The sequence below is a fragment of the Saccharothrix lopnurensis genome (assembly GCF_042658445.1).
In the GTDB taxonomy this organism is placed as follows: Bacteria; Actinomycetota; Actinomycetes; order Mycobacteriales; family Pseudonocardiaceae; genus Actinosynnema; species Actinosynnema lopnurensis.
In genome coordinates, this window is sequence record NZ_JBHSQO010000020.1 from 1 (window position 1) to 26,931 (window position 26,931).

24 protein-coding genes and 1 pseudogene are annotated in these 26,931 nt (G+C 71.4%); 4 read left to right on the forward strand and 21 right to left on the reverse strand.

Annotated features, from left to right (window positions below):
• Window positions 1–98: 98 nt before the first annotated feature.
• The 21 genes and pseudogenes from ACFP3R_RS20285 to ACFP3R_RS20385 all read right to left on the reverse strand — a co-directional run bounded on the left by ACFP3R_RS20285 (window position 99) and on the right by ACFP3R_RS20385 (window position 22,809).
• Window positions 99–931 (reverse strand): IS5 family transposase gene (locus ACFP3R_RS20285; protein WP_380637891.1). Its coding sequence is split into 2 segments (ribosomal slippage): window positions 99–583 and window positions 583–931, totalling 834 coding nucleotides; the frame shifts between segments, so codons are not numbered across the junction.
• Window positions 932–1,040: 109 nt separating this feature from the next.
• A pseudogene (locus tag ACFP3R_RS20290) lies at window positions 1,041–1,214 on the reverse strand (transposase); the annotation flags it as partial.
• A gap of 395 nt (window positions 1,215–1,609) precedes the next feature.
• The gene (locus ACFP3R_RS20295) at window positions 1,610–2,752 is read right to left on the reverse strand and encodes an amidohydrolase family protein (RefSeq protein WP_380637893.1); all 1,143 of its coding nucleotides are present in this window, start codon (window positions 2,750–2,752) and stop codon (window positions 1,610–1,612) included.
• Window positions 2,749–3,237: a MarR family winged helix-turn-helix transcriptional regulator gene (locus ACFP3R_RS20300; RefSeq protein ID WP_380637894.1), complete on the reverse strand. Its 489-nt coding sequence runs from the start codon at window positions 3,235–3,237 to the stop codon at window positions 2,749–2,751. The genes ACFP3R_RS20295 and ACFP3R_RS20300 overlap by 4 nt, the downstream gene beginning before the upstream one ends.
• Window positions 3,238–3,356: 119 nt before the next feature.
• Window positions 3,357–3,947 carry a hypothetical protein gene (locus ACFP3R_RS20305; protein ID WP_380637895.1) on the reverse strand — a complete coding sequence of 197 codons (591 nt, stop codon included), beginning with the start codon at window positions 3,945–3,947 and terminating at the stop codon, window positions 3,357–3,359.
• A complete protein-coding gene (locus ACFP3R_RS20310; RefSeq protein WP_380637897.1) occupies window positions 3,944–5,929 on the reverse strand; it encodes a type IV secretory system conjugative DNA transfer family protein in 1,986 nt (661 codons plus the stop codon). Before ACFP3R_RS20310 ends, ACFP3R_RS20305 begins: the two co-directional genes overlap by 4 nt.
• On the reverse strand, window positions 5,923–7,062 hold the full coding sequence (locus ACFP3R_RS20315) for a C40 family peptidase (RefSeq protein ID WP_380637898.1): 1,140 nt from the start codon (window positions 7,060–7,062) through the stop codon (window positions 5,923–5,925). Before ACFP3R_RS20315 ends, ACFP3R_RS20310 begins: the two co-directional genes overlap by 7 nt.
• Before the next feature lie 4 nt (window positions 7,063–7,066).
• Window positions 7,067–8,119 (reverse strand): hypothetical protein, encoded by a 1,053-nt coding sequence (locus ACFP3R_RS20320; protein ID WP_380637899.1) that lies wholly within the window; start codon window positions 8,117–8,119, stop codon window positions 7,067–7,069.
• A gap of 23 nt (window positions 8,120–8,142) precedes the next feature.
• Window positions 8,143–10,161: a hypothetical protein gene (locus tag ACFP3R_RS20325; protein WP_380637900.1), complete on the reverse strand. Its 2,019-nt coding sequence runs from the start codon at window positions 10,159–10,161 to the stop codon at window positions 8,143–8,145.
• 394 nt (window positions 10,162–10,555) lie between these two features.
• Window positions 10,556–13,171: an ATP-binding protein gene (locus tag ACFP3R_RS20330; RefSeq protein WP_380637901.1), complete on the reverse strand. Its 2,616-nt coding sequence runs from the start codon at window positions 13,169–13,171 to the stop codon at window positions 10,556–10,558.
• Window positions 13,168–13,590, reverse strand: a complete 423-nt coding sequence (locus tag ACFP3R_RS20335; protein WP_380637903.1) for a hypothetical protein — start codon at window positions 13,588–13,590, stop codon at window positions 13,168–13,170. The genes ACFP3R_RS20330 and ACFP3R_RS20335 overlap by 4 nt, the downstream gene beginning before the upstream one ends.
• Window positions 13,587–13,871 (reverse strand): hypothetical protein, encoded by a 285-nt coding sequence (locus ACFP3R_RS20340; protein ID WP_380637904.1) that lies wholly within the window; start codon window positions 13,869–13,871, stop codon window positions 13,587–13,589. The genes ACFP3R_RS20335 and ACFP3R_RS20340 overlap by 4 nt, the downstream gene beginning before the upstream one ends.
• Entirely contained in the window at window positions 13,868–14,863 is a 996-nt protein-coding gene (locus tag ACFP3R_RS20345; RefSeq protein ID WP_380637905.1) for a hypothetical protein, read from the reverse strand. The genes ACFP3R_RS20340 and ACFP3R_RS20345 overlap by 4 nt, the downstream gene beginning before the upstream one ends.
• A 782-nt stretch (window positions 14,864–15,645) precedes the next feature.
• Window positions 15,646–15,900 (reverse strand): helix-turn-helix domain-containing protein, encoded by a 255-nt coding sequence (locus ACFP3R_RS20350; RefSeq protein WP_380637906.1) that lies wholly within the window; start codon window positions 15,898–15,900, stop codon window positions 15,646–15,648.
• A complete protein-coding gene (locus ACFP3R_RS20355; protein ID WP_380637907.1) occupies window positions 15,897–16,538 on the reverse strand; it encodes a hypothetical protein in 642 nt (213 codons plus the stop codon). Before ACFP3R_RS20355 ends, ACFP3R_RS20350 begins: the two co-directional genes overlap by 4 nt.
• A gap of 357 nt (window positions 16,539–16,895) precedes the next feature.
• A complete protein-coding gene (locus ACFP3R_RS20360; RefSeq protein ID WP_380637908.1) occupies window positions 16,896–17,942 on the reverse strand; it encodes a hypothetical protein in 1,047 nt (348 codons plus the stop codon).
• Window positions 17,939–18,589: a hypothetical protein gene (locus ACFP3R_RS20365; protein ID WP_380637909.1), complete on the reverse strand. Its 651-nt coding sequence runs from the start codon at window positions 18,587–18,589 to the stop codon at window positions 17,939–17,941. The genes ACFP3R_RS20360 and ACFP3R_RS20365 overlap by 4 nt, the downstream gene beginning before the upstream one ends.
• Window positions 18,590–18,611: 22 nt before the next feature.
• The gene (locus ACFP3R_RS20370; protein ID WP_380637910.1) at window positions 18,612–19,355 is read right to left on the reverse strand and encodes a hypothetical protein; all 744 of its coding nucleotides are present in this window, start codon (window positions 19,353–19,355) and stop codon (window positions 18,612–18,614) included.
• Entirely contained in the window at window positions 19,352–20,434 is a 1,083-nt protein-coding gene (locus tag ACFP3R_RS20375; protein WP_380637911.1) for a hypothetical protein, read from the reverse strand. Before ACFP3R_RS20375 ends, ACFP3R_RS20370 begins: the two co-directional genes overlap by 4 nt.
• Window positions 20,435–20,742: 308 nt before the next feature.
• Window positions 20,743–21,309, reverse strand: a complete 567-nt coding sequence (locus ACFP3R_RS20380; protein ID WP_380637913.1) for a DUF6355 family natural product biosynthesis protein — start codon at window positions 21,307–21,309, stop codon at window positions 20,743–20,745.
• 699 nt (window positions 21,310–22,008) lie between these two features.
• A complete protein-coding gene (locus tag ACFP3R_RS20385; protein ID WP_380637915.1) occupies window positions 22,009–22,809 on the reverse strand; it encodes a hypothetical protein in 801 nt (266 codons plus the stop codon).
• Between the two features lie 767 nt (window positions 22,810–23,576).
• On the opposite strand from ACFP3R_RS20385, the gene ACFP3R_RS20390 reads away from it, so the two are divergent.
• The 4 genes from ACFP3R_RS20390 to ACFP3R_RS20405 all read left to right on the forward strand — a co-directional run bounded on the left by ACFP3R_RS20390 (window position 23,577) and on the right by ACFP3R_RS20405 (window position 26,871).
• Window positions 23,577–24,233, forward strand: coding sequence for a YczE/YyaS/YitT family protein (locus ACFP3R_RS20390; RefSeq protein WP_380637916.1), 657 nt, complete (start codon window positions 23,577–23,579; stop codon window positions 24,231–24,233).
• A gap of 253 nt (window positions 24,234–24,486) precedes the next feature.
• Window positions 24,487–25,116, forward strand: coding sequence for a helix-turn-helix domain-containing protein (locus ACFP3R_RS20395; protein ID WP_380637918.1), 630 nt, complete (start codon window positions 24,487–24,489; stop codon window positions 25,114–25,116).
• 1,078 nt (window positions 25,117–26,194) lie between these two features.
• Window positions 26,195–26,467 carry a DddA-like double-stranded DNA deaminase toxin gene (locus tag ACFP3R_RS20400; protein WP_380637919.1) on the forward strand — a complete coding sequence of 91 codons (273 nt, stop codon included), beginning with the start codon at window positions 26,195–26,197 and terminating at the stop codon, window positions 26,465–26,467.
• Window positions 26,452–26,871: an Imm1 family immunity protein gene (locus ACFP3R_RS20405; protein WP_380637920.1), complete on the forward strand. Its 420-nt coding sequence runs from the start codon at window positions 26,452–26,454 to the stop codon at window positions 26,869–26,871. The genes ACFP3R_RS20400 and ACFP3R_RS20405 overlap by 16 nt, the downstream gene beginning before the upstream one ends.
• Window positions 26,872–26,931 lie beyond the last annotated feature (60 nt).

Genomic DNA, 26,931 nt, shown 5'->3' on the forward strand with positions numbered 1-26,931 from the left:
AGCCTTTTCCCGGCAGGTTCGCCTGCGACAAATACGCGGTCGCGCGGCGCAGGACCTCGTTCTCCTGCTCCAGCAGCTTGATCCGCTTAGACCAAATCTCATTTGGGGTTGTTTTGGGTCAGCAGGTCCAGCTTGACGGCTCGGTGGTAGCAGATCACCGCGCAGGCAAGTTGGGCGAATGCCGTGAAGTGGGCGGCCTTGCGCTCGTAGCGGCGGGCCAGGCGTCGGAACCGGGAAATCCACTCCAGGGTCCGTTCGATGACGTACCGGTGGCGGCCCAGCCGCTTGGCGGACTCGATGCCGCGGCGGGCGATGCGGGCGGTGATGCCCCGTCTGCGCAGTTGCGCGCGGCAGACCGGGTAGTCGTAGCCCTTGTCCGCGTGCAGCTTGCGCGGCCGACGACGAGGACGGCCGACGGGCCCCTTGATCGGGGCGACGGCGTCGACCACGGTCTCCGACAACAGGTGGTCGTTGCGGTTGGCCGACGAGACCACCACGGTCAGCGGCAGGCCGCCGCGGTCGCCCATCGCGTGGATCTTCGAGCCGGGTTTGCCCCGGTCGACCGGGCTCGGGCCGGTCAGGTCCCCCCTTTGACCGCACGGACGTGCATGCTGTCCACCGACGCCCGCGACCAGTCGATCGCCCCGGCGACGCCGAGCAGGTCCAGCGTCGCCCGGTGCAGCCGGGCGAACACGCCTGCCTCGACCCACTCGACGAACCGGCGATGCGCGGTGGGGGAACTGATCCCGAACGAGGCGGGCAACGCCGACCAGGCACACCCGGTCCGCAGCACGTACAGGATGGCCGCCAACACGGTCCGGTCGTCCAGCCGACGTCGACCCCCGCCCTGGTGGCGTTGCGGCGCGTCGGGCAACAACGGCTTCGCCAACAGCCACAACGGCTCCGGGCACCACTTCTCCACGTCGTTCATCGATGATCAAGATATCGGCCGCCCGGTCGCACTCCAAATGAGATGTGGTCTTACGCGCCTCGCGCAGCTCGGCCGACTCGGCCCGGCTCGCACCGGGCTTGGCGCCTTCGTCGATCTCGGCCTGACGCAGCCACTTGAACAAGGTCATCGGATGGACCCCGAAGTCCTTCGCGATCTGCTCGACCGTCACACCGGGCTCACGGTCACGAGCGACCCGCACGACATCGTCGCGGAACTCCCGGGGGTAGGGCTTGGGCACAGCGACATCCTCCCAGCTCACCATCACGGCAAGCCAACTCAGATGTCACCAATCCGTGCAGCAGACCCAGCGACCAGGGCGAGGAGGTGCCCGAGATGGCGACATCCAAGCCGCGGCAAGTCCACGAACCGGGATGCCTCGGCCCCAGGATAGGGACTTGTGGTGCGTGGTACGACGGCACGTGCCGCAGGCGACGTAGCGCAGGCCAGTCAACCCACGGCGATGCGCACCCGGTAGTCGGCGACGGCGCGTGCCAGCCGCTCAAATTTCCTCGAACACCATCATCACCTGGCGGCTGAGCCAGATGTTGATGGCGGTGACTTGGGCGGTGGTCCGGCAGTGGGTGCGTACCGCGCGGTGGCGTTCGGGCCGGTTGGTGCCGTGGCAGGGTCGTCGCCCTCGCCGGATCCCGCGCCCCGTCAGGCGCGGTCCGGGACGGGTGCGGCGACACCGCGCTTCCACACGCCGGTGATGTCGCGGGTGGCGGTGATGTCCCGGGTCGGGTCGCGGGCGACGAGCAGCAGGTCGGCGCGCTTGCCGGTGGCGATGAGCCCGCGGTCGTCGAGCCCGAACACCGCGGCGGCGCGGGAGGTCGCGGCGGCGAGCGCTTCGGACGGGCTCAGCCCTGCCTCGACGAGCAGCGCGAGTTCGTCGTGCGCGGAGATCCCGTGGGCGACGCGGGCCGGTGAGGTCTCGTCCGCGTTCGCGTCCGTGCCGAGGACGATCGCGACCCCGGCCCGGCGCAGGGCCTCGGTGGACGCGGTCGCGTTGGTGAAGTTCAGCGATCTCGGGGTGAACGGGAGCTTGAGGGTGCGCAGGATCGTCCGCATCATCACCAGGGTCGGCGACACGGCCGTGCCGGCGGCGGCGATCCGCCGGGCCAGGTCGGCGGACACGGTGTCCCTGATGGGCGCGTGGGTGATGACGTCCGCGCCCGCGTCGAGCGCGACGGTGTAGGCGCGGCTCGACGCGGCGTGCACCACCACCCTCTTCCCCGCGCGGTGCGCGTGGGTCACGATCGCGGCGACGGTGTCCGGGTCGAGCGGCTTCGGCCGGAACGGCAGCCTCTCCTCCAGGACGATCTTGAGGTGGTCGGGGTCCTGGGCCAGCCGTTCGGCGACCCACCGGGCGGCGTCCCGCGGGCCCCGGACCGCGGTGGAGGCGGGGTGGTGCATCCTCCGCACGGCCGTGCCGCGGGGGGCGCACGCGGGAGAGGACGCGCCGCGCAGGTCGGCGCGGGCGTCGTCGTCGGTGTCGCGGAGCGCGCGCAGGTCGTCCCAGCGGGCGGAGCCCATGTCCAGCATGGTCGTCACGCCCCAGCGGAGCCCGGCGGCGAGCTGGTCGGGGTGGTCGACGTGCACGTGGGTATCGATCAGGCCGGGGAGCAGGTAGCCGCCCCGCCCGTCGACCACGGCCCCGCCGGCGTCCTCGACGATCACGCCGTCCTCGACGGCCACCGACGTCGGCGGGCCGAAGGTGCCGTCGGCGGCGAACACGTGGACGTCGGTGATGGTGAACCGGCGGATGTCGTACCTCCGGGAGTCGGGAAGGCAGTGCCTCAACGGGTGTCGAGCAGGCGCAGGACGACCCTCAGGTCCTCCGTCACCGACCCGATCCGGGCGGCGTCGACGCCGCCCAGCAGTTCGTGCTGCGCGGCGACGACCTCGCCGACCACCCGCCGGGTGGCAGTCGCGCCCTCGGGGGTCAGCGAGACGCGCCGGCTGCGCCCGTCCGCCGGGTCCGGGGTCAGGGCGACGTAGCCGCGCCGTTCCAAGGACCGCAGCACGTTGCTCAGCCCGCCCGTGGTGAGCAGCAGCCGGGACGACAGTTCCGAGGGCTTCAACCGCTCGTCACCGGCGGTCACCAGGGTCCCGAGCACGTCGTACTCCGCCCGGCTGAGGTCGTACCCGACCAGCACGGCGACCGTGACGCGGTCGGTCAGGGCGTGCATCCGCGCCACGCGCTTGGTGAACTCGATGGTCTCCGCGGGCAGCTCCGGCGCTTCGCGCGCCCACCACCGGACGACGTCCGTCACCGGGTCGGTCACCGGCACCCCCTTCGACCGGACAAGCTTAGCTTTCTTAAAAGCTTTCTGTAAAGTTATCTAGCTGCGGCGAATCCCTGTCGCACCGCACCGCGGCTGGACCCCTGGCTTCAATGATCGTTCTACCTGCTGACCGATGCGGACGCCGAGCCCACGTTCGGCGGTTCGCCTGTCGCGGTGAAGCCGAATGAGGAGCGCGTTGCGCTGCTGTCGTCGTCGGCGTCCACGAGCTGATGGCGGTCGACTGGGCGGAGGGTCTCGCCGGGGCTGGTGCGCCATGAGGCGGGGTGCTGGCCCGCGCGGCAACTGGTCGGGTCGCTGCCCAGCCAGTGATCGAGCCGGGAGCGGAAGCCGGGTAGGTAGCGCAGGTGGTAGTCGCCGGCCATCAGCGGTGTGGTGCGGCGGTCGTGGTGGCTGTCGTAGTAGACCCAGACCATGACGGCGAGGTCGTGGACGAGGCCGGGATGCTGTGGCCAGCAGTCGGGGATGAGTTCGCGGCTGGACACCGCGTGCACCAGGTTGTAGTCGGCCACCCACCGCCGCATGGTCCGTCGCAGTGCTGCGGCCTCCTCATGCGACAGGGCGGCCCATGTCCACGGGGTGCGCCGCACAGCGGCGGGTTCGGCGTCCAGCAGAGCCAGCAACACCGCCACGTCCTGCTCGGCAGACGGTTCGAGGGCCGTCGAGGCGGGATTCGTCGGGTGGCCGGTCACGGCTGGGTGCCTCCGGGTTGGTTGAAGGTGGCTCGTGCGTCGGCGGCGTCCATGGCTGCTCGGGCCCGGCTGTGTTCACGGCTGCGTGCTTCGCGCACGATCGCGTCGACGGCGGCGACCTCGCGGTGGATGCGGCGGCGCAGCCGGCGATGTTGGTGGATCGTGGGTGCGGAGGCGATGAACAGGCCACTACCGCGTGGGGCGATGACGGCGCGGCCGTCGGCCAGGCGCTGCTGTTCGGAGACCGGCAGGCTGTCCACGCGGGTGACCTGGTCGCCGCCGCGTTCGCGGGCCCGCTCGACGAGGGCTGCGTTGCCCGCGCGGGTGGTCAGTTCGAGGGCGACGGTCATGTCCAGTCCGCCGACGACGGTGACACTGGCCGAGGCGCGCAGGCCGTCAGCCTGGGCGCCGTAGAGCTCGTCTTCCTGGCTGCTGCCCTGCACCGAGTAGAGGTAGTGGATGCCGTGTTTGCGCATGGTGTTGCCGACGTAGGGCAGGTTGGGCACCACGACGCTGTGCCGCAACTCGTCCAGCACCGCGACGAACGGCACGGGCAACCGGCCTCCGGGATGGGCGAGTGCGGCGGTGCGGGCGGCGATGAACATCTCTGCGGTGAACAACGACAGCAGCGGACGTACGCGGTGGACGCGGTCGGGGTCGGCCAGCACGTAGACGGTGCCACCGTCACGAACGAACTCCACCATGTTGAACGACCGGTCCGGGTGCACGTCACAGAACTGGCGACCGTCGCGGCTGATCAACGCGTTGATGGTCAGCGCGAGGTAGCGCTCGACGCCGGAGGTGGTGCGGGCGGCGCGGGTGCTCAGGTGGGTGGCGAGCGCGAGCAGGGCGGTGCGGTCGGCGTGGGGATGTTCGGCGAGCACGCGGCGTGGAGTGGTGTGCTGGGTGTCGGACAGCCACTGGGTGATCTCGTCGAGGCCGTAGCCGCCCAGCGCCGCCGCGTACAGCCAGGCGGCCAGGACCTCGGCGGCGGAGTTGCGGAAGAACACGTCGTCCTCGCTGCCGCGCCGCTGTGTGCCCGCGGTGTCGGAGCCTGCGACCAGGGCGTGGGCGCGTCGGGTGGCCACGGCGAAGTCGGCGCACCCGTCGATGGGGTTCCAGCGCACCTGCGGGAAGCCTGCGGTGAATCGGTTGGCCGGGTCGGAGAAGTCCACCGCGGCGACCGGGTACTCGCAGATCCGGCGGTGGCGGGGCAGCCAACTCAACGGTGCCCGCACGGGGTGTGCGGGGCGGTGCTGTCGGGCGAGCACGGTGTGGGTGAACACAGCCGGTTCGATGCTCAGCACCATCGCCGCGCCGGGCAGGTCGCGGATGATGGGGATGAGCAGGCGCAGGGTTTTGCCCCAGCCGGTGCGGCCGAGGATGCGGATGTTGTGCTCGAAGTGCGCCCACAGCGGCACCCACGGCGCCCACGGCCGCAGAGGATGTCCCAGGCGGTAGCCGAACGCGGCGGTGGGCATGGTCAGCCGGGTCCACCACCGGCTTCGCGGCCACGTCACCCGACCCTTGCCGCGGGCCTGCCGGCGACCGAGGGCGCGCCGGACTTCGCGGGTGCTGGCCAGCCCTTCACGGCGGTACCCGGCCACGGGGGCGACCACGAACGCCAGCCACGCCGCCCACAGCGGCACAGCGGCCGTCGCCGACCACAGCGGGCGCACCGGCCACTGGACGATCACCGGCCACCGTGCCCCGTCCTCCGGGGAAGCGGCCGGGTCCGGCTCGGCAACGGTGGTGGTCGGGGACGAGGACCGGTAGGTCGGCAGCCCCGGCAGCCCGCCGTCACCGTGGACCGGTGAGTGCAGCTGGAGCCGGGGTGGGCGCCAGCCTTGCCCGTCGAGCAGGGCGAGCAGCCCTGCGGCCAGCCACACGGTCAGGATCACGCCGGCCAAGGCGAGCAGCAGGCCCGCGGCACGGCGTCGGCGCTGCTCCAGTGTCGTGCGGTGCCGTCGCAGGATCACCATGCGCGCACCACCGTCGAGTCGAATCCCGCGCGGGTGCGCACGAGGCCGGCCTTGACGACGTCGCCGCTCTGGGGTGCCTCGACCATGTAGTGCACGCCCTGGAGCACGCCGAGGTAGAGCGCGACGTGGGTGGCCGGGCGTCCCCAGAACAGCAGGTCTCCGGGCTGGGCCTGCTCCCACGGCAGCGAGCGGCCGAACCGCTGCTGGTCCTGCGAGACACGCGGCAGGATGATGCCGACCTGGGCGAAGGCGTAGACCATCAGCCCGGAGCAGTCGAAACCCACCGCCGCGTAGTCGCCATGGGCATCGGCCACCCCGCCGTCGCGGATGCCGATGGTGGGGCCGCCCGAGTTGCCGCCGCCCCAGGAGTAGCGGGTGCCCAGGTAGCTCAACGCCGCGGCCGCGACCGTGGTGGCTTGTTCGTGGGGCATGGTGAGCGTGCCGAGAATCCCAGCCTCGGGCGGCAGGGTGATCGTAGTGCCGCTGACCAGCACGCGAATCGGCCCGGACCCGCCACCCGGGGCGCACACGATGCCGCCGACATCGCCGGTGCCGCCTTGGGCGGGGGTGCCGTCGTAGAGCTGGGCGGCAAGCGCGGTGGCCCACCGGTCCCAGCGTGCGTACCAGGAGGCTCCGGCACCGGATGCCTGCACGGTCTGTGCCGCGTCGGCCGGCGTCACCGCCGGGTCGTCGTAGTGCGGAACCCGCGTGAGCAGTTGCTCGTAGAACGCCCTGGCGGTGTCGGCCGGATCGGTTCGGTTGACGCCTGCGTACAGTTCGCCCTGCTGCTGGAACAGCCCGAGGCTGCGCCCGGAGACCGCGTTCGGGTCGAGGGTGGATTCCTGCATGGCCGTGGCCAGGGCGATCGCGGTGCCGCGCCGCGTCACCCCGAGTCCTTTGCCGACGGCGACGATGGTGCGCGCGACGGCCATCTGGTCGGCGGTCAGCGTGGCTTCCACCTGCTCGCCCGGCACGGTCGCCTGCTCGCCTTGCCGGTCGGCGGGCGGGGTGGTGACCGTGCAGCCGCCGCGCGGCGGGGCCGCTGTTGCCTCCTGTGCACCGGTGCTGAGCAGTGCGACCAACAGGAGCAGGCTGAACAGGGCGGCTGCGCCGCCGAGAAGGCCCTTGACCATCGCCTCAGCCGCCCACCGCAGCCAGGTCGACCCGCCAGGTGCCGTCGGCTTGGCGCAGCATGACCCGGGTCGAGAAGACCGGCTCGACGTAGCGTGCCCCGGCGGCGGTGGTGACGGCCCGGTCGGCGGTCACCCGCACCACGACCCGCTCCGGGGTGCGGGGTGCGCTCGGTACGACCTGGGCGACGGGCGCGGAGCACCTGCCGGTCTCCCCGGCGGAGGTGGCCTGGCGCCAACTGCGCGCGGCTCGCTCGTCGCCGGTGGGGTCGAACAGCGACCAGGCCGCATCCGTCATCGCCGGCTGTGCTCGCCGCTCGGCGTCGCCGAACTGGTCCTCGCTGGTGGTGAACGGGCACCACCGGGCCAGCCAGGCACTCGCCGCGTCCTGCGGATCGGACAGTTCCTGGCGTGCCGGTGGGCCCGGTGGGGCGGTGACGACGGCAATCGTCGCCGGGTCCGTCGCGGTCCGGGGCCGGGCTTGTGCGGGTGCGACGCCCGAGGGCGGGATGGGCGGTTGCTCCGGCAACGACCATGCGGACGACGAGATGGCGACGGAAGGCGGAACCACCGACGCCGTCGAGGTGGTGGGCGCGACCTCGGTGGGCGCCGATTCGCCACGCTGCTCACCCGGCGGCTCACGGGTTGCGCCTGGCCCGTCGCCCATCGACCAGGCCACGGCCACCACCGCGGCGACCACTGCGACCACTGCGGCGAGGGCCGCGATGTTCCGGCTGGTCGGCACGGGTCGCCACGGCGCGCGAACGGCACCACCATCGTGGTCGTGGCCGTGGGTGAACCGACGGTGCAGCTCGATGCGCCGTTGCGCGCCGAGCTCGCGCAGCTCGCGCCGCCGCTGTGCTCGGGCGCGGGCGCCGGTACCCCACGGCCACCACCCGGGCCGGGGGCCGAGCAGGTCGCGTCCCCACAGCGCGCGGCGCACCTGTCGTGCGACCTGCGCCGGACGGTCGGCGTCGTCATCGAGCCGGTCGCCGGCGGGGAGGACCGGTGCGGTCTCCTCCGGCTCGGAGCCGTCGCGCGCCGGGTCGGGATGTGCCATCGGCGCTGCTCTCCTCTCACCGGTCAGCCGGTGTCGGTGTCATCGCGTCGGTGTCCGGGCGCGCGACGCGGTCGTTGCGGTCGGGCCGCATCCGCACCGCCCTGCCTGACCTGCCGGGGCGGGCGCGGGCGTCCGGTGTTGATCTGGTGAACACCACGACGGCTGCGGGCCGGAGGCGGTGGGGTCTTGTCCGGCGGTGCCAGCCCGCGTCCACCGGGTGGGACGACCCAGACTCGGCGCGTGTCGCCGGCGACCTGCTCGGTGCCGGTTCCGCCGGGCGGTGCGACCCAGCGGCGTGGGCCGACCGCGGTGGCCCGTTCGGCGTCGAACGTCGCGCCCGATCGTGCTTCCTGGTCGGGACGCGCGCCCGGTTTCGGCCGCACCGCCAGGCCGGGGCCGGAGGTGATCGCGGTGTCCGGACCGGTTCCGTGGGGGCGCGCTCGTCGTCCTCCCGGAGGACCGTGTGTGTAGGGCTGCACCGCGGTGGACGGAACGATTCGGGTGGCGGTCGCCTCCACCGGTCCGCGGTCGATGTCCGCGGCCTTGCCCGCCTGGGACTTGAGCTGGTTGCCGACTGCGCGGGTCGCGGCTGTGGCCAGGCCGACTCCGCCGATCGCCGCTCCACCGGCGACTCGTGCCGCGCCGGCGGCGACGCGGGCGACGCCACCGGCCGCCTTGACCGCCGTGCGTGCCACCGATCGGGCGATCAGCGCCGTACCGACGCCCATCGTGCGGGCGCCTTCGCCGCCGGTCAGCGAGTCCGCCCAGGACTGCATCTGCACCGCCGAGGTCATCAGGGCGATGTTGAGCACGGTGACGATGAAGAACCCGTGTTGGCCGACGAGGCTGACGATGATCGTGGAGGTGACGGTCACGCCGGAGACCGTGGTGGTGATGGTCAGCGCTTGGAGGCTGCGGCCGATGGTGTAGACGAGGTAGCGGGTGCCGGTCGCGCGCGGCCAGCCCGGTATCGGCCACAGCGTGAGGAACACCAGCCCCGCGACCAGGGCCAGCAGAAGGCCGACCGAGGCGTTGAGTCCCGCGATGGCCAGTCGGATCAGCAGCAGCGCCAGCGGCAGCACCAACAGGGCGAGCAGCAGCACGACGCCCAGCCGGGCCGGGTCCTGTCCGCGGATGTAGTCGCCGTAGGGACCGAACTCCGGCACGGCGCCCTGCCGGTCGAGGATCTCCATCCACCGCTTCCACGTGTCGTCGTTGGCCAACGCGTGGTGACCGGCCTTGCCGCACACCTCCAGGGAGTTGAAGTGCGCCAGGCACCAGGGTGTGGCGCCGAAGTTGGACCACATGCCGTCGACGAGCCGACGCGTGCCCGCGTGCGGATTGCCATCGGCGATCGACGGAGCGGGAAACCCGGTGGGGTTGTTCGTGTCGGTCACGAACCGGGTAGATCCGGCGATGACGCCGTCGGCGATCTGCTGCCGCGCTCCGTCGACGGTGGTCATCACGGTGGAGGGGCCGGAGGCGAACAACATCGCGGTGGCCGCGGTGGCGATGACCCAGCCCAGGTCGGTGGCGAAGCCACGACCTTCGCCACGCCAGCGGGCATAGGTCATGACCGCGCCGATCGCGACGGTGGCCGTGATCAGCGGCCAGAACACGTGAAAGGCGACCGAGTTCACCGCCTGGTCGATCCTGTCGCTGGACTCGGCGTAGACGGTGAGGTTGAGCAGCCACTCCAGCAAGGTCAGCGCGCCCTCCAGCACGCCGAGCACGAGCCACATCAGCAGCAGCGCGATCACACCCATGATCTGGTACACCGGCAACGCGACATCGAGCCAGCCCGACGCCGAGTCATCCGGCTTGACGGTGATGCCGTAGTCGGAGAACGAGTACGTCTCGAACAGCGTCTTCGGGCCACTGCCGGCCAGGTCCGGGCCGGTGATCACGTCGTCGGCCACCGCACCGCGCGCATGCCCTGCGACGAGCAGCCCCACCATCCAGGCCAGGGTCGTCATCCGCTCCGGCCGGTTCCACAGCCACCGCAGCGGACGCGGCGCGCGCTCACGCACCAGCACCACCAACAGCAGCGCCCACCGGCCCGTGTCGCGCATGAAGTCGACGAGTCGAGCGGGCGGGACCTGGCTGCTCATCGCGTCTCCGCAGGCGTAGGCGTCGTCGAGTCGACCGGCCACCGGTCCCCGACCAGAGCGAGGCTGACCATGACCTGCTGGAACACCTCGTCGTGCGCCCGAACCGCGATCATCGCGACCGCGGACTCCGCGGACCTGCTCGCGCTGAGTACCCGGACCTCCGGCCGTAGCCGGTGCCCGGTGGGCAGGCAGCGCGCGTGACGGCCGAGCCGGGCGCGCCACCGCTGTGTCGCGAGCGGGCTCGCCGGCGCGGTCACAGACACCGCCGTCGTGAACCAGCCGGCGCGCCGCCCGAGGGTCGATGCGCTGGAGGACGTGACGGCGATCACCGGGCACGCTCCGGCTCATCGACCCGGCGGTCCTCGATGCCGTGCCGGGTAACGGCCTGATCGGGCGCCATGTCACCGGCCGGTGTTTCGTCCCCGCGGTTGTCGCGGGGGTCGGTGTCCGCCGGATCGGTGTCGGTGTCGTAGGCGTAGAGATCGGCGGAGTCCTCGGCGGCGTCGGTGGACAGTGTGTCGGCGATCCACTCGGTCAGCCGGTCGAAGGCCACCAGCCCGAGCCGGTTGTGCCGGTCGCGCATCACGCACTCGCCCGGCCCCACCATGCCTTGTGCCTGCCGCAGGCGTGGGCCCGCGTCGGGCCGGTGCAGCAGCACCGCCTGGGCCTGCTGTTCCTCTCGCCCCAACGCCTCGAACGCCGCCGACATGACCAGCTGCTCGACCAGGCCCTCGATGGCGGCCATCTCGACCGCGGACTGCGAGTCCAGCAGCAGGTAGGTCTTGAGGGCGCGGCCGGTGCGGGCCAGCCACTGCACCAGCGAGCGGCCTTCCGGGTAGGCGGTGATGCGGTGCAACTCGGTCAACGCGACCAGCTTGATCAGCTCTCGGACGTGGCGGGACTGCATCAGCGCGTAGGCGGTGGAGGTCCGGAAGGTGGTCATCGCGCAGCGCTGCGGAACCGTCCACTGCTCCGCCACGCTGCCGGGCTGGGGCAGGCCCAGACCGTCCAGGCGCAGGTAGACCAACCCTCGGCCGGACAGCATGGGCGCGGCACCGGCCACCGGGGTGCCCAGCACGGCGCGCACGTCGGATTGCCGTGAGCGCACCGAGAGCGTCTCGCCCAGCGCCCGCGCCGCCTGCGCGGCCGTGCTGTCACCAGGGGTGGCCACGAGTTCGCCGATCACGGCGGTGGCCGACCACATCTCACGAGGCCGGGCCAACACCCGGTCGATCGCGGCCTCCAGCACCGCCTCGGTGCCGCGCCGGTCGTCCCCGCTGAGCACGCCGAGCAGGGCGTCGAGGGTCAGGGTGCGGGCCTCGTCGACGCCGGGCGCCCACCGCATCGGGTCCATCGACCCTGCCGCCTGCGCAGCGGTGACGTCGACGACCTGCGCCGGAACACCCAGGACGCGGTCGGCGACCTCCACGATCCCGGCCAGATCGCCCTTGGGGTCGGCCAGCAGGCACCAGGCGCCTTCGGCCAGCGCGGCGAGCACCGTGAGCATCACCGCGGTGCTCTTGCCCGATCCGGAGCGGCCGGTGAACGACATCGTCGTCGGCATCCGCCGGTCGTCGGTGGTGCGGGAGACCAGGTGCAGCCGCACCGGGCCTGGCGTCGCACCGAGGTTGCCGCCGATGTAGGGGCCGCTGGTGTCCCCAACCGCCGAGCCGCCGTGGAACCACGAGCCGGCCAGGGTGCGCATCGGCTGCACCTGCCCGAACTCCGGCACCCGCACCCGGTCACCCGGCAGCAGCTCCTTCCACAGCAGGTCCTGGATGTTCGGTGCCTGCTCCAACGCGACGATGCCGGTGTAGCGGCGGCGCAGCGCCTCGACGCGGTCGGTCAACTCCTCCACCGTCGCGGCGTGCACCACCCACCGCGGATGCGAGGTCGCCAGCACATCGACGCGCCGCCGCACCTCCCGGTCACGTTCTGCCAGCGCGAGTTCGGCCTCGTCGATCTCCTCCGGCGGCGCGGTACCCGCCTCACCGGCCTCCAGCGACTGCGACCTGGTCCACTTGCGGCCGGTGCGCAGCAGCGCCAGCGAAGCGGTGCGGCCGTGGTTGACCCCGCGCACCGACGCCTCCACATCCGTCAGCTCGGTCAGCAGCGCCAGCCACTCCCCGCCGGGGATCTCCAACTCCTCTGCCGGGAACCCGTTCGTGGCGGGAACGAGGATCGCCACGTGCCGAACGGCACCGGTGGACGCGTCCCGGGTGGTGACGTAGCGGCCGTCGGGGCTGGGAAGGACCTCGCCGTGCATGAGCGACACCAGCCGCGCGCCGGACAACTCGCCGTCACCGACGGAGGTGAGGTCGGCAATGCGGCGCAGCTCGCGGGCATAGGCCCACGCGATCGTCGCGGCCGAAGCCTGGACTCCCCGCAGAGGGCTGTCCCGTACCTGGCCGAACCAACGTCGTATGGCCGGTTCCAGTTCGTCGACGCGGTCGTGGGCGTCGCGCAGCACCGCCGCGCGGGAACGCAGCTGCACGGAGACGGCCTGTCGGCGCCGCTCCCACGGCGAGGCGATATCACGGGTGGGCCAGCGCACCCCCAACAGCACGATGCGGCGGCGGAAGTGGCCGACCTCGCTGTTGCGGGCGATGCGGTGCGCGCCCAGCTCGATGTAATAGTCCGCGCCCGGCGCACGCACCCCGGGCATCGAGGTCCAGCTGTCGCGGTAGTCCTCGGGCGAGTACCGCGCCCACATGACCTTCACGTGGTACTCGGCGTCGACCGGCAGCAGCGTGTGCATCGCGGTGGCGGTGGCCCAGGTCGCGGTCTCCAGCTCGCCGTCCTCCATCAGCTCGGTGGAGCCGTCCGGGATCCGCGCCCACGTCCACACCGCGTCGTCGGTGACCTCGACGCCGTCCTGGATCAGCAACGGCGCGGCGGGCGGATCGGTGATCCGGCGCGATGCCTGTGCCTTGCGCGTCACCACGCACCACCTTCCCGATCAGGGTTGGGAGCGGAGGTGACGAGGCGGGCGATGATCAGCAGGCGAACAGGCCGTGACCGATGGTTGTCGAGTTCCAGCAACGGGTTGCCGATCGGCCGTCGGCGCGCCGGCGCATGGAACAACAGCCGATCGCGCCAGGCCGCGAGCACCATCCGGCCGGTGTCGTCGCGTCGGGTGCCGTAGAGCACGAACACCACCGGCGGCACGAGGAACAGCAGCGGGGACAGGCGGTGCAGGATCGGCATTCCCAGCAACAGAAGCATCGCCCACCACAGCGCGGTACTCGTGGCTCCGATCAGCAGAATGCGCCGTTCCACGCCACGTCCCAGCGAGCGGCCGAACAGCTCGTACTGGCGGGTCTGGAGTTTGAGGTGGACGGTGTCGGTGGGCAGTCTCATACCGTGCCGCCCACGATGGACTGGATGACGCCCTTGAGGATGTTCTCGGCAGTGTCGGGGAAGAACACGAACACGCCGCAGCCCAGGGCGGCGATGATCTGGGCGACCATCTTGCCGGGCTGATCCTCCATGTAGGACCAGAAGGCCCGCACCCCGAGCACGATCATCAGCAGCACACCCAACAGCGCGAAGATCGCGTTCTTGATGCCGTCGAGGTTGACCTGCTGCAACGGTTGGGTCTGCGCCAGCTCGGTCAGAATGGTCGTCATGGTGGTCATCACGGTGTTTTCCCGGTGTCGATGTCGATGCCCGCCAACAGCCAGCGGTCCTCCTGGCGGTGCAGGCTCACGCGGTAGGTGCAGGTCAATTGCCCGGCGTTCTCCGCGATCCGCCACACCACGCTCGCCACCCCCGCGCGCTGCCCCGGAGGCGCATCGGGTTGCGACTGCACGCCGCGCCACTGCCGCAGCTCGACGAGCACGGCCGCGTTCCGGAGGGAGGTGATCCGTGCTCGCGGGGCGCGCACGAAGTCCAGCTCGCCGGTGGCCAGCGCCTCGAAGAAGCTCTGCACCGCCTGCCGGGTGTCGCGGGTGAACCGGTCGTCGTTCACCGCCTCCACCGCGGGCACGGGTTCGGGGAGTGTGATACCGGGGTCGCCGACCAGCGCGGGAGGCGCGGTCAGCAGCACGTGGTCGTCGTACCGTGCGAGGGGAACCGCGAGGACCAGCCAGCGTGCCGGAAGCGCCCGCCAGCCGGGCGCGTCCGCCGATGTGGGCTGTGCGGCCGGGACGCCGGGTTCGTCAGCGCGCGACGAGCTGTCGGATTCTTCCGCGGGTGGCTGCGTTGACGGGTTCTGCGATCCCGACTGCTCGTCCGGGGCGTAGGGCACGACCCGCACCCGCACGGTCACCACGGCCTGGTCGACGCCCCGCCGAGTGCGTCCCAGCACGGCGGTGCCATCGGCGGACTGGCGGCCCTGCCCGTCCCACCCGTCGACCTCACGGTCGGGCACCGCCCACCGCCGCAGCACCTGCCCGCGGCGCTCCCGATCCCGGGCATCCCAGGACAGGTAGTCCACCGCCACGCCCTCGGCGACCCCGTCGAGCACCTCGTCGGCGATCCCCGACGCCGGGGGCGATGTCGACGGGCGGAGGAAAGCCAGCACGGTGACGGTCACGTCGACCGCGCCCAGGACCGTCAGCACGACGACCGCGCCCACCACGACCAGGCGACGCGCTCGTGTCCACCACGGTTCGCGGACAGCGTCGACCACGTCGAAAGCCGACTCTCGCCCGGAGGCCCGCCGCGGCGGCACGGCACCGACGGGAAGTACCGGCTCCTGCTGCTGCGGCGCCGGGTGGGGTGGCCTCCACAACGCGGCGCCACCGGGTACCACGCCCGGTGCTCCCGGATGTCCGGGTGCCGGAGGCGTCCACGTCGCCGGACGGGGTCGGGAGCCGCGCGCGGGCACCGGCCGACCGGTGCCCGCGCGTCCCGGTCCGTCGTCAACGGCGGGAACAGCACCAGTGACCCGCACGGCTGTGCCGGCGCGGCGAGCACGCCAGCGTGCGCGGACCTCGCGGTGGTTTCTGCCGGCCATCAGCCGCCACAGCAGATCACCGGACACGATCCGCTCCCCGGACGGCCGACAGTCTCGCAGAAAAAGCACGCATAAAGCTCCCCGTGAACACCGCTTCATGACGTCGCTACGACTTGGACGTACGGAGCGATACCGGCACCGTAACCCTCCATCCACCCAGGGAGGGAATTTTTCCCGCACATCGGAAAATGAGGCTTTCATTATGTGAAAACTGTGATCTACGCACTCGAATCCGCGCGATGAATGCCGCAACGTGCCATGATGGCCTGGTGCGACCGAGAGCGCACTGTCGAGGAAGGTCGGTAAGCCGCCGAGCCGTGGGGGCGTAGACGGCTTACCGACCGTTCGCATAGTCAACGATTTCATGTGCCGAAAAGAGGCGGAGGAAGGACGTACGTCGATTTCCGCACGAGCGCGTCGATACCATCTGTCGACGGGCCGTACGGAAAGGTCGACTACTCGGTCGGATCGTGCCGTTCGAGGGTGCTGTGGGCGGTGATGGCGATCAGGCGTTCGCCGATCCGGTAGCGGCGGCCGACCCGCTCCACGGCGCCGCTGTGCTCCAGGACCCGCACGAGGCGGTGGACCGTGCTCAACGGCAGCCCGCTCAGTTCGCCGATCCGGGCCAACGTCGTCGGCGCCGGTTGTGGGGCGACGGCTTCCAGCACGCGCAGGCAGCGCTCCAGGTAGGAATCGCGGTCCAACGTCACGGGCCGGTCTGTACGTACTGCGGCATCGTCGCGGGCGCGCGGCGCAGCAGCGGCCACCAATAGGTCGTCTCGGTCACCACCGCGACCGGTCGCCCTGCCAGCAGCAGGCGGGCCTGGGAGTGCAGTGCCGGCGCATCGGCACGCACCGGCCCGGCGATGCGCACCGTGAACTGGGTGGCGCGCCGTGCCGCTGCTCCGAGCAACTCGCCCAGCGGGACACTGCCCTCTCGCAGCACCTCGTGCCCGTCGATCCCCAGTCCCAGGGCCGGCTCGTACACCAGCGCTGTCACCGCGGCCAGGCGCACGGTCGGGTCGCCGACGGCGGGCACCAGGTGGCCCTCGCGCACGAGCACGCGGGTGCCGGGCGGGACATCGAGCAGCCTGGCCTCCAACTCGTCCACCTCGCGGCGCGTGTCCGGTGCCGACGCTGCCCTGCGCACGGCGATGCCGGTCCACCAGGACAGGGCGGCGGTGTAGGTGGGGGCGACGTTGATCATCCGCTTGAGTCGCGCCGCTCTGTCCACCAGGTCTTCGCCGCCGATCTGGTGATCGTCGGCGGCCGTGTCCGCGGCGCGGATCGTCGTTGTGTTCGCCTCGTGCTCGGTGTTGACGCGCGTGTCGATGTCGATGAGGGGCACGGTGTTGCTCCTGCCTGGGGATCGGCGCTGGTAGAGGTGTGGCCCGCTGTCCGGGAGGTGACGGCGGACCGCGCGCCGGCGGTCGGTCACCCTGCGGCCGGGCCCCGGGTGGGGGTGACGACCGGCGCGCCGATCGGCGGCGGCCGGGGACTGCGGCGTGGCAGCCTGCCGCGTCTCGCCGGGCGCGCCCGGGCGTACTTGGTCGCCGTCGTCGATGACCTCGGCCCTTTCTCGCTCGTGGAAGGTGGAGTGGGCGGAGCACGCCGTGCGCCCCCGACGACGGCGGCGCGCTCCACCCACGACGGGGGTCGATCCGGTGCGGACCGGGTCGGTGTGCGAATCGGGTAGGGAGCCGGGTCACCGCAGCAGCACCACCGTTCCGGTGGGTACCTCGCCCAGTGCGTCGCGGACGGCGTCGGGGGTGGTCACGCAGCCGGTGCCATCGGCCGCGCCGAGTCCGGATCGGGCGGGCAGGCCGGGCATCGACACCCCGCCCAGTGGGCCGGAGCACAACCGCGCCGGGTCCACCGCGACCGGCCACATCAGCCGCAGCAGCCAGTTGGCGCGCAGGGTCCGGTTGCCGATGGCCACGAAACTGCGCCTACCCGGCGCGTCGGCGCGTGTGGCGTCGGCGTGTGCGGCGGTGGCGTGTGCGGCGGTGGCGTGTGCGGCGGTGGGGATGGTCCCGGTGCGGCCCAGTTCGGCCAGAACCACGATCGTGCCGGTGGTGGTGTCAATCTCGATCCGCCGGTCGGTGTCGGCCAGCCGCACCTCGGGCTGGAGGTGGATCCAGCCCGCCGCGGCGGTGCCGTCGGCGTGCGGGCGGGTCGGCAGCAGCACCAGCGCCCAGCCCGGCCGCCGGGCCACGACCGGCACCCAGGTCGGTGAGAGAAGCTGGTACGGCGGCAGCACCGCCACCGGCAGCCCGCCGGGCTCGGCGTAGACCGCGGTGTCGCGGGTGGGGTGCAGCACGGTGGTGCCCGGTTCGCTCCCGGGCGCGGGATCTGTGATCGCCTGCCCGGAGGCCGCGCCGACCACTGCGGCCGGCAGCGCCGCGAGCTGCTCGGATGACACCGGCTGCGGGGTGACCGCGGCCGGGGCCACTTCGGCGGGCACCGGCTCGGGCGTCGAGGGGGTCGCGGTGACCGTGACCGTCGTCGATGCCGTGACCGTCCGACCGGCCCGCGGCCCGACCGTGTTGTCCTCCCGCAGCAGCAGCACCGTCACGACCAGCGTCGTCACCGCGATCAAGCCCAGGCCCTGCGCCACCACGCGCAGGGTGCCGTCGATGCGGGTCCTGCGGCGCGGCCGCTGGTCATGCGGCCCGCCGGCGGTCGGGGCGGGCATCGGTCGGGCCTGCTCGGTAGCCGTGTCCTCCGGCACCGAGGTGTCCGAGCCGGTCATGGCGCGGCGGCGGCGACGGCGTCGCCGACGGTTCGGGCGATCGTGCAGGTGTCGACGGAGGGGAACCTCCCGTTGGTGACGGTGATGCCTGCCACGCCGTTGGCCAGAGCGAGGATCGCGGTACAGGTGGGGTCGCCGCTGGAGGCGTTGGTGCCGGGCTTGATCAGTCCCGGTTTGTCGCCGAACTGCGCCGGGTGTGCGTCGGGGTGCTCGGCGGGGTTGGCGCTCATCCCGTCGTCCGCCTTCGCCCAGGCGACCACGGTGATGAACCGAGCCCCGACTGCGCTCTGCTCGCCCGGCTTGAGCACCGCTGCCCCGCTGTGGTCGTAGCGGCAGGCGGTGCTGTAGATGTCGTTGTCTCCGGGTGGGCGCAGGCGCGGTGCGTTCGGTTTCTCCGGCCGCACCGGTGCGGGGAACGCTTCCCAACCCAGCCCGCACGGGTCGAACGGCGCGCCGACGGCCGCCGCGTCGACCTTCGGGTCCAGGTCGCCCAGCACGATGCGCGCACCGCCGTCGGAGGCGGTGGACGGGGTCGGCGTTGCGGCCGACGGCACGCCGAGGGCGACGGCCTGTGTGGTGCCCAGCAGCAGCGCGCACGCGCCGGTCAGCAGCGCGGCCGGGCGCACCAGCCTGGTGAAGTCGGTCATGACGGGTCTCCCTGAATCGCGGTCATCGTTGCGGGAAAAGGGTTGTGAGCAGGTCGCCGACGGCCGCGTCACGCATGTCCAGGCGGGTGCGGTCCACCGGAGTGCTGTCCGGCTTGCCGCGCGGCTGGCGCAGCAGGAACTGCACCTGCATTACTCCGGGCTTGTCCGGTGCCCCGATGGCGACGACGAGATCCTCGGTGTCGGTGCCCTTGCCGTCGGACTCCCGTGGCACGCCGGTGCGCATGGTCGGTGCACCGGCAATGGTCAGCTCGGAGACCGAGGAGGCCAACCTCGGGTCGTTGCGGAACCTGGTGAGATACTCCGAGAGTGGGTACAGGGCGTTGACGCCCACGCGGATGGCGAGTTGGCCGTCGGCCGACCACATCGCGCAGCTGGTCCCGGCCTCGACGTACCGGTAGTGGCCCGGTCCGAGGTGGGTGTCCAGCTGCTGCTCGGTCAGCGCCGAACACAGCATCTGCGCGGCGGACGCAGGGTTGTCCTTGACAGTGGCCAGCAGCTGCTGCCCGGTGGCCGGGGTCGTGTGGGTCCACTGCGTGCACTCCTCGGGCTTGGAGCTGCGCCCGCACGCGTCCTGGCCCGAGCCGGGGTTCCGCCCGTCGGTCGCGGTACTGCCTGCCGAGGTCTGGGCGGTGGCGCCACCACCCGTCACATCGCCGGCGGGACTGGGGTTCCCGGCGATCCTGGTGGTACACGCCGCGCTCAGCGCGATCGCCGCCAGGACCAGCGCCGTGGTTGTGCGCCTCATCGCCTGCCGATCTTCGCCAGGACCTTTTCCGCAGCAGCCTGGGCGGCCTCGCAGGTTCCGGCCCGCACGCGGATCTGCTGGAGTGAGGGCAACGCATCCCCGGACTGCCGGTCCACCACCACCTCGGTTTCCGGTTCCCACACCACATAGGACAGGCAGCCGGTGGCCCGCTCGATGAGCACCGCCCGGTGACTGCCGATGGTGACCTCCCGCGCCCCGGCGGCGACCAGCGAGGCCGGGTCCTCGTCCATGATCAACGCGATCTCGATGTCGGTGCTCTTCTTCGACGGCGCCGCCGACGCCGGAACCGCCGAGCAGGCGAACACGCTCTTGGGAGAGAGCTGCGCGCTGGGACCGACGCCGTCGAGCACTGCGGAGGCCGCGACACACGGGTCGACGTCGGCCAGCGACAGGCGCGGACTGGTCCGGCCGCTGTCCCGCCGGGGCGGGTCGTTCCATACTTCGCCGAGCTTGCCGACATATTCGCGCAGCACGTCACAGGGCTTCTTCGTCGCGCCGCTGTAGGTGCTGGTGCGCACCTCGATGGCGTGGTTGTCGTCCAGCGGCTTGGACAGTGCGCAGCCGCGTTCGTCCTCCCTGGTGAACACCGCCATCCCACCCACGGTTTCCGGAGCCGCCTCGTGGCGCAGCTCCGGCGGGAACAGGATGCCGACCTCCAGGAAGACGGTCCAGGTCGACTCGAACTCGCTCTTGTGCAGTCGCAGGATGCACCCGTTGAGCCCGTCCTGGTCCGGGGTGATTTCATCGCCCTTGTCGCCGGTGACGGCCGTGGCCGCCTCGACGTCGTGCAGGGCGCAGGCGTCGATCGCGCGGAACGCGGCGTATGCCTCGGCGGTGTCGCGGTCGCGTTCCGGGATCGACTGCTCGATGGCGGACCCGGCGGGCACCTGGCCGGTGCCGGTGGACTGCGCGGTGTCGGCGAGCGGCGGGATGTCGCCGCCCGAGGTGCAGGCCGAGAGCAGCAGCGCTGTTCCCAGCAGCGGCAGCACGGCCGAAAACCGTCGATACATGATCATTTCCCTTGTGGGTGAACGTGGATGACGTGGCGGCCGCGCCACCCCGCGCAGGTAACGCGTGGGCGGCGCGGACCGCGAACGGGCCGGTCCCGGATGGACCGGCGAGTCCTGGCCGTCACCGGCCGAAGTGGAGGTGAGACACCGGACCCGGACACCGCCGACGACGGTGTGGTCCCGTGCTCCCCCGGGCGAAACGCGGCCGGGAGGGGCACATCCCGCCCCACGGTCGGTTGCCCGTTTGGGGACGGGCAGCGGCTGGGCAGGGCGGGTAAGGATGCGGTGCGCCGGACACCCCGACAGCGGCGGTGCACCTGACTTCGCAGAACGGGTGCTTCGTGGTCGGTGGACTGTCAGCAGCCGCGGCCGTTGTAGTAGGCGTAGGTGATCATTCCGCCTTGGAGGGCCGGGTGGGAGGAAAGCAGGGTCTTGCCAGGCCACACGCAGATCGAGCGGGTTGCGCCCACACCCCACCAGAACTCGACGTTGATCGAGATCCGCCCGGAGCCGCAGTGGATGTAGTACGCGTTCGCGTTGAGCGCATGCCAACCGCACGCCTGGGCCGTCACTCCTTCGGCACCCATCTGGGGCCGTCCCGGGTCCGCGCGGTTGTTTCCGCCCTGGATTCGGGATCCGGGAAGGGTCACCCCGGTCTGCGCCTGGCGCCGGGAGCCGGAGTTGTCCGGGTTGGCCACATTCCGGCTCCGGTCATCCGGCGTCGCGTAGGGCGCCTGCCAGGCATCGGGTCGTGTGGGCCACGCCTGGATCCGGGAGTCCTGGTTGCCGACGCTGGCGGAGGTGGGCCCGTAGGGACCGCCCATGGCCACCTGCGCCGAGGCACTGCCTGCGGTGAGGGCCAACGACAGCCCCAGAGCGAGGCCGGATGCGCCGAGCAGTCGCAGGATGAACGTGCGTGTCATGGATGTCCTGACTACTGGTAGGAGATGGTGTGCCGCGCCGTCGCCATGCCCCAGGGGGATTTCGGGTCTGAGCGATCGGCGCGGCACCCCCGCCGGTCGGGAGCGACCGGCAGCCTGTGCTCACCTGCGCCTGGGCGGTGAGACTCCGGGTGGGCGCTGTGCGCGACACCGGTGGTCGGCGGAAACTCGGCGTGGAGTGGATCCGCATCCATGGCGTTGTTTTCCGCCGGGGAGTTCAGCGGCCGACGGCGCGGAGTCGTTCGGCCCAGAAAGCGCGTCCCGGTCCGCAGGAGGTTGCTCCGACGGGTGGGATGTGGCCGGTGGTCTCGATGTGCTGTCGTCGCGGCAGCCGCCCGGCGCGGGCCTGTCGTTCCCGGTCTCGCGCAGGTGGTCCGGTGAGCTGGAAATGCTGGCCGCTGGGCAGGCGCAGCACCACGCAACCGGGTTGCCGGTCGGTCCACTCGACCTGTCCGACTACGGTGATCAACGGTCCCCGGGCTTCCGGCGGCGGAACGCTCACCGAGGTCGTCCCCGAGGGCTTACCGGTCCGGGACGGGTGGGGGTTGGCATCTTCTCCGGAAGTCGAGGTCGTGATCGGGTCGAGCGTGTCGATGCCGCCCGGGGGGTGGGGGGCGCAGGCCGCGAGTACCACGAGCCCGCCCGAGAGCCCCAGCCACGTCCGGCCTCGTCGGTACGCCGTCATCGCCGTGTGTCCTCGTCCGTCGACGCCTCCACGATGGAGCCGGTAGACGTCGCGGGCCGAACGTGACCGTGTGACCGCCACAGCACTGCCGCGTGGACCGCCCCGGCCGCCGCGATCAACGAGTTGGGCCATGCCATCCGCGGCGCGAGGTCGTCGAGGACGGCGTGCGCGGTGTCGGCGTCGAAGCCTCGACCCAACAGCCATACCTGCGACGGCACACCCGCTCCTCGCAGTACGGCGTAGATCTCCTCGGTGGCGGGCAGGTAGCCCAGTACCCACCGGCCACAGCGGTCGGGCTGGAGGGGCGCGGACAGGTCGTCGTCGTCATCATCACGGCGCCAGGCCCAGCCCCACTCCTCCACTCCCGCCGTGGTGAAGACACCGAGTCCGGTGGTCGTGGCCCGGCGGGCGTCGACGGTGAGGAAGAGGGCTTCGTCGTCGAAGACGGTGACCTGTGCCGGTACCGCCGGCGAGAGTCGCCAGCCCTGTGCCGCAGCGCGCAGTGCACCGTCCGGCGCGTCGAGATCGACCACGAACCGACGGAGGTCGTCGATCAGGGCCCGTGCCTGCTCCAGGCGTCGCACGGCCTCGTCGTGCTCGCGCACCGCGTCTTCCACGGCGCGGCTGTCGGGCGTGGTGTTCGACCGGGTCGCCGTGAGGCGCCGTTCCGCGGAGTCGACGCGCTCCAGCGCGTCGGCGGCATCGGCCCGCAGCGCCGCGTCCGTCATCAGCAGGTCGTCGGCCGCCTCGGCGGTCAGCCGCGGCGCCTTCTCCCCCAGCAGGTGCTGCGCCAGCATCGACGGCACCGGGTCGGCTCGGTGGCCCAGTAGGACGAGCAACCGCCCGTCGACGGTGTGGCGCCATCGCGCCCGGCGTGTTTTCATCGGTCCCCCGTGTAGGTCACTGGTCTCTGGCCGCGTCCGATTGCCTCGATGAGTCGTCACATCGACCAGTCCCTGACTATGGACGGATTTTCCTCGAATTCAGCAGGCGGTCCATTCGGGACGCGCATCCCGGCCTGACACGACTCCCCACCGGGTGCCTCGACCACCTTGCGGTTTCACCGACCCTGGCGGGTTCCGTTGCCGAGGAAACAATGACACACGCCTACCCGCCACGTCACCAGAAAAGTCAAAAAAGGAGTGAACAAGTCCCCTACCTGCCGAAATACTCGCGATGGACACAGCCCAAGATTTCGCCACATGAAATCATTCCATTCACCAAAAAGCCGGTTTTCGCCAGCCGGAAGGCCCGTTCGCCATCACCGGCCGGGCCGTATTTCACCGACTGAAATGGTTTCACCGACACCCCTCGCGAGCTATTGTTCCCGGGGCATGACAGGCATCCCGCCCGACTGATCGCTACTTCATGGAAAATCCCGGAGGAGACAGGTCATGTACGTGCGCATCGCGGCGACAACACCTCCGCGTCACCAGGGCCTCACGCCACGGCGGGCGGGGCCACCGTCGAGCGGTTCTCCCCGTTCGTCGGGCGCACCGCCGGGGCGGGCGGCGTCGGGGTGGTCCGCGGCCGCCACGGTGGCTGCGATCGGACGAGGTGGGGCGTGACCGGCATCGACCGCCGTGCCGTGGCAAGCCGGGTGGTCCGGTTGCTGGGCGGCACGATGCTGATGGGGGTGGCCGTCGCCGCGCTGGTCCGCGCACAGCTCGGTCTGCTACCGCTGGACGTGCTGCACCTGGCTGTCGGCCGACACACCGGTTGGACCCTCGGCGGCGCCTTCATCGCCGTCCAGGCGACGCTGTTGATGATCTACCTACCGCTGCGCATTCGTCCCGGAACAGGGACTGTCGCCGCTGCCGTGATCCCCGCTCTGTCGTGCGACGTCGTACTAGCGTCGATGCCGGCACCTCAGGCCCTGGCGTGGAGGCTGCTGCTGTTGGTGACGGGAGGAGCGCTGTTCGCCGTCGGCGTCGCCCTCTACCTCGGTGCGCGGATGGGCACGCTTCCTCGCGACGGCCTGATGCTGGAGCTGCACCGCCGCCACCCGCGGCTGCGACCGGCGCCGATCCGGGTCGTCGCGGACGCCACCTGCCTTCTGGCCGGCTGGTCGCTCCTGGGACCGATCACCGCGGTCGTCGACGGCACCGTGGGGCCGGCGACGCTGCTGCTGACAGCCCTGCTCGGGCCGGGCATCGCGTTCCTCGTCCGCCGGATCAAGCCGTATCCCACCTGTGCCCCGCACCATCGCGCACCGGGCTGACGCCGATCCCCACGACGCCGGACGGTCGTCACGGCCGTGGCCGTGGACGCCACGTCCACCTCGAGCGCCAACCACTCATCACGTACTCCCGCGCCCGTGGAGCCCCACCGCCCGGATGCGTCGGAGGCTGACTTGCCGAACGGCTCCCACCGGGTGAAGGAACACCACGGCGGGGCCTGGATCCGGACTCTTCCGCGGAGGGCCGAGCCGTGCACGACATCCTGCCGTACCAGCGTCACCGGGTGGTGAGCCCGTGAGCATCGAGGCAATCGACTGGGCGCTGAACGCCGCCCCGATCCCGACCGACCGCAAGGACGCCACCGCGCTGGCGATCACGCTCATCGCGCTGGCCAGCCACGCCGGCCCCGACGGGTCGGAGGCGTTCCCGTCGGTGGAGCGGATGACGCGCTGCACCAGGCTGTCGCGGCGCACCGTGCAGCGCGCGCTGCGGTCGCTGGAGGAGCTGGGGCTGATCAAGCCGGGCAGTACCCGCTACCGCAACACCCGGATCGGGCGCGCCGACCTGCGCCCCCAGGTCTACGACCTCGTACTGTCGGCCGGGTTGTCCACAGGCACGGCAACGGGGCGTCAGAACGATGCCCCGCCGGCCCCGACGGGGCGTCAGCAGCGCATGAACGGGGCGTCGGCAGCGACTAAGCGGGGCGTCGGCATGACGCCCGAAACGTCCTTGAACCACAAGGCCAACCGTCCTGCGCCGAGCGCACCCCCGGCGGGGCGCTCGGCGGTCCCGGCGGAGTGTGGCGGCTGCGACGCCCGCCCCGGTGACCCGATCAGCGCCCGGGTGGTGTGGCTGGACGAGGACCGCAGCCGGTCCACGCCGTGTCCACGCTGCGCCCCGATCCGGAGAGGGGGTGCCCGGTGAGCGAGACCGAGCGCGCCGCGCACCTCGCCCCCGCAGCCCGCCTGGAGCACCTGGAGCGGGCCGACGAGACGATCCGGATGTCGGAGGGCCGCTCGGCCCGCGTCGTGCTCCCCACGCGAGCGGGGGTGGTCCGGTCTCCGGGAAATTGTCCGGGGGAAAGCCCCCGTGCTCCCCTCGCGAGCGGGGGTGGTCCATGGTCGGCCACGATGCGCTCCAGCTCGTCGTCGTGCTCCTACGCGAGCGGGGGTGGTTCCACTCCACGCCTGCTCAGCGACGCATCTGGCGTGTTCTCCCCGCGTGGGCGGGGGTGGTCCCGGGTGCGTTTCCGCGCTCCGCCGAAGCGAAAGACACTTCCCGCGCGAGCAGAGGATGGGTCGCGGTAGTGCCTGTTCTTCGTAGGTGTCAGCGACTGGGCGGCCGTCCACCGTCATGTCATGCGCAGTCGACAGATATCCGTAGATGAGCAGGTGGTTAAGCGAGTACAGCACGTGTCGGCTCTGCAACTTTTGACTACCCTGTGTGACACTGATGCGGGAAGGAGCAGGGTGGCGTCATCTGGGGAGGTAGCCGCACGCGTCCGGGCCGTGTGCAGCCGGGCGGAGCAAGCCCGGACAGCGTTGGAACAGGCGGAAGACCTGGCCGGGGAGGCTCATGACTTGGTGGCCCGTGCGTTGGAAGGGGCGCGCCACCTCGAATCCGACGGGGCACAGGTGCTGTCGGCGTTCACTCGGGTAACGGACGGGTGCAAGGGTTACTTGTGGCCGTTGCTCCACGAGGCCGTGAAAGCCGCCGAGAGCTTCGCGGCCCGGCTGGAGGGTGAGCGCACTCCGACCCCGACCGCCCAGCGGTCCGCACGGCCGCCGCGACAACCAGCCCCGGTACAGCCACAACGTCTGCCGCACCGGCAGGCCGAGCCCGACGACCTACCCGTGATCCCGCCCGAACAGATCGAACACCTACGGCGCGAGCTGCCGCCGACCGTGGTGCCCAACACCGGACAAAAGACGCACGGCTGGTGGGTGACTCCTGACGGGGAAGTCCGTCCGCTGGTCAGCGGCTACGACGAACTCTTGGAGGAGTGCGAGAAGGCTTTCCCCACCTGGGGCTACGGCGGGGGCTGCCCACCATCGCCGCCCACGTGGAAACCAAGCTCGCCGCGTACATGCGCAACCACGACGTTCGAGCAGCGACGCTGATCATCAATAATTGGCCCTGCGAGGACGGTCCCCTCACCGGTGAACAGGTGGTGCCCGCCCTGTTGCCCGAAGGACACGCACTGACCGTGTACGGACCGAACGGTTTCAACCGGACCTACCGAGGAGGGGCCACCCCACCGTGGCGCACACGCTGAACGTCTATTACGAAAAGCAGCACACGGCCGACCCGGTCGTCGTCACCACACCCGAGGACATCCGGGACCTGTTCGCCGCGGTACGCGCGAAGTACCCGGCGGGTACCGCCCTGCTCATGACCGTGGTACCCGCCGACTACCCGTGGGCCTCGGAATTGACGGTGGGAATCGACGGGGACAAGGGCGTGTTGCGCTACGCCGGACAGGACAGTCCCCCGACGGGCTGCTTCAGCAAGAGCGCCGAGCCCAGCAACACCGAACCGGTGATCTACTACTTCGTCACGGCCGACAACGAATTCCCACCATGTGCGGAAATCCCTGTGACGGACCTGGAAACAGCGCTGATCGACTACATGACCACCGGCCAACGCCCGGAGACCATCGAGTGGCAAACGATCAGGTAGCCCCGGCGTCGAATCCACATCGCCGCCCTCGGCGCGGTCGGTTGTACCATTTTCCCCGCG

Coding starts and splice junctions, on each gene's coding strand:
- ACFP3R_RS20365 (WP_380637909.1), bottom strand. CDS start 18,589: ATGACCGACTTCACCAGGCTGGTGCGCCCGGCCGCGCTGCTGACCGGC.
- ACFP3R_RS20360 (WP_380637908.1), bottom strand. CDS start 17,942: ATGACCGGCTCGGACACCTCGGTGCCGGAGGACACGGCTACCGAGCAG.
- ACFP3R_RS20315 (WP_380637898.1), bottom strand. CDS start 7,062: ATGGTCAAGGGCCTTCTCGGCGGCGCAGCCGCCCTGTTCAGCCTGCTC.
- ACFP3R_RS20310 (WP_380637897.1), bottom strand. CDS start 5,929: ATGGTGATCCTGCGACGGCACCGCACGACACTGGAGCAGCGCCGACGC.
- ACFP3R_RS20385 (WP_380637915.1), bottom strand. CDS start 22,809: ATGCTGGCGCAGCACCTGCTGGGGGAGAAGGCGCCGCGGCTGACCGCC.
- ACFP3R_RS20380 (WP_380637913.1), bottom strand. CDS start 21,309: ATGACACGCACGTTCATCCTGCGACTGCTCGGCGCATCCGGCCTCGCT.
- ACFP3R_RS20320 (WP_380637899.1), bottom strand. CDS start 8,119: ATGGCACATCCCGACCCGGCGCGCGACGGCTCCGAGCCGGAGGAGACC.
- ACFP3R_RS20335 (WP_380637903.1), bottom strand. CDS start 13,590: ATGAGACTGCCCACCGACACCGTCCACCTCAAACTCCAGACCCGCCAG.
- ACFP3R_RS20370 (WP_380637910.1), bottom strand. CDS start 19,355: ATGAGGCGCACAACCACGGCGCTGGTCCTGGCGGCGATCGCGCTGAGC.